The sequence below is a fragment of the Methanobrevibacter sp. genome (assembly GCF_045577275.1).
In the GTDB taxonomy this organism is placed as follows: Archaea; Methanobacteriota; Methanobacteria; order Methanobacteriales; family Methanobacteriaceae; genus Methanobrevibacter.
Genome location: NZ_JAZNIB010000152.1, coordinates 1 through 4,035, shown reverse-complemented (window position 1 = coordinate 4,035; position 4,035 = coordinate 1). Strand labels below are relative to the sequence as shown.

The following is a 4,035-nucleotide window of genomic DNA, read 5'->3' as shown; positions in this document are numbered from 1 at the left end:
AATCAGAAATTATGAAATATATTACTTCTACTCATTTAACTTTATATAAATTAGGGGAAATGTATGATTATTTCTATAGTTTAATGCCTATGTCCACTGGAGTGTTAAAAGACTTTGATTTAACATATGTAAAAGGAAATGGATTTACTCTTAGATTTCCTACTACATATATTAATGATAAAATACCTAAATATAAATTATAAAATAAAGCTATTTAAAGGATTGAATCAAAATAAAGGATAAAATCTAAATAAAGGATAAAAAAATAAAATAAAATAAAAAAAATAAAAAAGAAAAAGTAAAGTGATTAACTATAATCAGCTAATCTTTTAATTCTTTTAAGCATGTCTGGGTGTGTAGACAACAATTCCATCATCTTATTGGAAGTACCTACATTCACTTTAGAATCTTTTAAGACATTTAACTCTTCAGCACTGATTGTACCATCATGATCAAGGTCCAATTGAGCTAAATTGTTGAATTCGTTTCTTGCATTAGAAATGTCAGTTAAGAAAAATGCTTTTGTACCTTCAATATCTTTTATTTCAGAATTTGGAACTCTTGCTGCACCATAAACCAATTTATATAATGCAGAAGCTAATTTTTCAGGTCTGCAACCTAATTCCACACTGCCAGCATCAGCATAATATTCCCTAATTCTGGATATGAACAATACAATCAATTGGCCTAAGAAATAAGCAATCAATGCTACAAATCCTAATAGGGCTCCACCATTATCGTTATCTCCACCTCCTGAAAACATAAGGGAGAATGATAGATAGTAACAGATCAATGGAATGGCACTTACAATAGTTGTTATAGCCATATCATTATGTTTAATATGAGACATTTCATGGCCTAAGACCGCTCTAAGTTCCTCTTCATCTAATAATCCTAAAATCCCTTTGGTAACACATACATGTCCACTGCGTTTGGATCTTCCATAAGCAAAAGCGTTTGGAACCATAGTATTTGATATTCCAACTTTAGGTTTAGGAATATTTGCAGCTGCAGCTAATTCTGACACCATTTGGTGTAGTTGAGGTGCTTCTGCTTCGGATAATTGGTGTACTCCCATGGAGCTTTCCACAATCTTTGGACCGAATAGATATTGCAGGAATAAAACGCCTATACCTGCTATTGCATAGAATCCATAAAAGCCTCCAAAACCTAAACAATTACCTGCCAGCATGATCAAAACATATACTAAACCAAACATGACAGCCATTGAAAGCCATAATCTTAATTTGAGTTTCCAAGTTCCTTTCATATTAAAACCCCTTTAAATTATTTATTATAATTAAAAGCTAAATAAGGTTGTTTGCCCTTTATCCAATTCTTCCTTTTTCTCTTTTTTAGGTTTAGATTCATCATCAGAAGATTTCTTTTTTCTTAATTTTGATTTAGGACTGTTGCTTAAAGAGTATTCATTAGCAATCTCATCCAACTCATCATCATCAAAATCATCAAAGATATCCACTACTGTAGAATTCTTATGTGAATCAATATCATCAATTTCCTCTTCAATATAATCAGATTCTTCAATCTCTTCTAATTCTTGAGGTGGGATTTCTCTAAAGATACCTTCTTTAATGGAATTTCTCCATTCTTCTTTCTCTTCTTCCCTCATTTCTGCCTTGATCTTTTCCATCTTATTGATAACAGATTTAGGAATCTTTTTCTTTCTGAAGAATTTTATTTCATCATCTTCAAGTTCTAAAAAGTCTGAAATCTCCCATGCTACCTCATCATTTTCAAACATTATTTCAAAGTATGGGAAAATTGTATATGCAACTTGAAGTGAAACATGCATCTTCTCTTCCATTTTAGAAGCTATTTCATCTCTTAAAGCCCTTTTTCCACGGGTTCTTCCCATAAGGCTGAAAGCCATAGGGCTCATGACCTTACTGTATTTTCTGTAGGTGTCCCTTTTTGCTGTGGAAACTCCTACACCCATAAAGTCTGATGCATATTTCCAATAACCATAATATTGACTTGAACGAGTTCTTCCGAAGTACAAATCAGCTTGTGAAATCATCTCATAAGCCTGTTTAATTTCCTTATTGCTTTCATATTCCCTCGGAATATTTTCAGCGATATACTCCATCACAAGTGTTGGATCTTCTGTATTTTCAAACATTGAACGTTTTACATGCTCAGGATTCTTGCTTTTCAAGACCCTTGTTACAGTATCGAATATGGTGCTTGTATTGTCCTTTTGGCTTGTGGAATCCAAAGCTTCCTCTGTCAATTCTCCACCATTTTCAACTAAAGCTTGCAATGTATTTATTGCTGAACGCAAATCTCCGCTAGACCTTTTAGACAATTTCATCAAGACTTCTTTATCCACTTCAATTTCTTCACTCTTAAGCACCACATCACGTAAGTACTTGTTGATTGAAGGAGATTTGATCTTATCCATCTTAATGACTTGAACATTCTTCTTGATAGTGGTTAACTTGTTGCTATACAAATCATTAGCCATCATGATAATTGGCTGTTTGCTTTCCTTAATGATTTTATTTAAAGCTCGAGTTCCCCCTCTATCATTGGTTCCATGAATCCCGTCCACTTCGTCCATTATTATTAATTTACGGTTGTTTCCAAATAATGAGTAGGTGTTTGCTGATTCACCTATGGTGTTCATCAGCAAATCATAGGAACGCTTGTCACTTGCATTCAATTCAATGTATTCAGAGAATTCATTTGCAATGATATGAGCTATTGTAGTCTTTCCTGTTCCTGCAGGTCCTACAAGCAATAAAGGTGGTTGAGGGTCATTGTTATTCCACTTTTCAACCCATGATTGAATAATCTGCTTTTGTTTAACATTACCGGCCACATCATCAAAGCTTTTCGGCCGATATTTATCAGTCCATAACATAATATTTACCTATGCCAATAATAAGCTCATAAAAATTTAGCAAGCAATGCTTCCAATTGAATTCTTGGATTAGCTCCTTCTCTGATTCTAAAATCTGTTTCAGCTATTGCACCGATTAGGTTCATATAGATGTCCCCATCCAATTTTCCAGCCATGACTCTTCCGGAAACATCCTGATAAATCTGATTGACCATATCTTCTCCGCTTGTACCTTGTAAGATCATCACTTCCCTTAGGATTTCACGGGATTTCATAAAGTCTCCTATTAAAGCAGCATTGACCATATTCTTAATCTCTTGAGGTTTTGCTTTAGAGACTACTTCAAATACATGGTCTTCTGTAATTGATCCTGTAGATGCAGCAGATTGCAACATATTTACAGATTTACGCATATCACCTTCAGCGAAGTTTACAATAGTGTTGATTGCCTCATCTTCATATTGGCAACCTTCAGCATCTGCAATATATTTTAATCTATCAGCTATCTCTTCCCCTTTGATTGGTGTGAATCTGAAAATTGCACATCTTGATTGGATAGGGTCTATGATTTTAGAAGAATAATTACATGAAAGTATAAATGAAGCGGTTTTTGTATACATCTCCATTTCACGTCTTAAAGCATGTTGAGCGTCTTTGGTCATGTTATCAACTTCGTCAAGGAAGATGATTCTGAATGGAGCCCCAACAGGTTTCAAACGACAGAAATTCTTAATGTTTGTTCTTACTGTTTCAATTCCTCTTGCATCGGAAGCGTTCAATTCCAAGAAGTTTTGTCTCCAATATTCACCAAGAATTGCTTTAACCAAAGCAAGAGCAGATGTTGTTTTTCCAACTCCTGCAGGACCAGTAAACATTAAATTCGGCATACTTCCTTCTTCCACATACTGTTTTAATCTGCTTACAATATGCTTTTGTCCAACAACATCATCTAAAGTTTGCGGTCTATATTTTTCTACCCAAGGTCCTAACATATTATCACTTTATTAATCATTAATTTCAAATTTTATTCATTGTTTAATATTTAATCTAGAGATATAAATTCCCAAATATATTTAATTTATCCCAAATCTCTTTAAATACCTTTAAATTGAATTTAAATCTATTTTAGACTAAATTTTTTATATTTTGAAAAATACTTAAACTTATATATT

The 4,035-nt window shown here is 33.3% G+C and carries 4 protein-coding genes; 1 reads left to right on the top strand and 3 read right to left on the bottom strand.

From position 1 onward, the window contains the following. On the top strand, nucleotides 1-203 hold a 203-nt coding region (locus ACKI67_RS04545; protein WP_407462214.1), incomplete at its 5' end, for a hypothetical protein. Between the two features lie 104 nt (nucleotides 204-307). On the opposite strand, the gene ACKI67_RS04540 is transcribed toward ACKI67_RS04545, so the two are convergent. Genes ACKI67_RS04540 through ACKI67_RS04530 form a run of 3 tightly spaced genes read right to left on the bottom strand, consistent with a single transcriptional unit; the run spans nucleotide 308 to nucleotide 3,855 of the window. Next, entirely contained in the window at nucleotides 308-1,270 is a 963-nt protein-coding gene (locus tag ACKI67_RS04540; protein ID WP_407462213.1) for a zinc metalloprotease HtpX, read from the bottom strand. 30 nt (nucleotides 1,271-1,300) lie between these two features. Continuing rightward, nucleotides 1,301-2,884 carry a replication factor C large subunit gene (locus ACKI67_RS04535; RefSeq protein ID WP_407462212.1) on the bottom strand — a complete coding sequence of 528 codons (1,584 nt, stop codon included), beginning with the start codon at nucleotides 2,882-2,884 and terminating at the stop codon, nucleotides 1,301-1,303. A 26-nt stretch (nucleotides 2,885-2,910) separates the two neighbouring features. Then, nucleotides 2,911-3,855, bottom strand: coding sequence for a replication factor C small subunit (locus tag ACKI67_RS04530; RefSeq protein WP_407462211.1), 945 nt, complete (start codon nucleotides 3,853-3,855; stop codon nucleotides 2,911-2,913). Nucleotides 3,856-4,035: the final 180 nt, after the last annotated feature.

Bases quoted from the DNA above. Each gene is read 5' to 3' on its own strand.
- ACKI67_RS04540 (WP_407462213.1), bottom strand. From the start codon at position 1,270: ATGAAAGGAACTTGGAAACTCAAATTAAGATTATGGCTTTCAATGGCT.
- ACKI67_RS04535 (WP_407462212.1), bottom strand. From the start codon at position 2,884: ATGTTATGGACTGATAAATATCGGCCGAAAAGCTTTGATGATGTGGCC.
- ACKI67_RS04530 (WP_407462211.1), bottom strand. From the start codon at position 3,855: ATGTTAGGACCTTGGGTAGAAAAATATAGACCGCAAACTTTAGATGAT.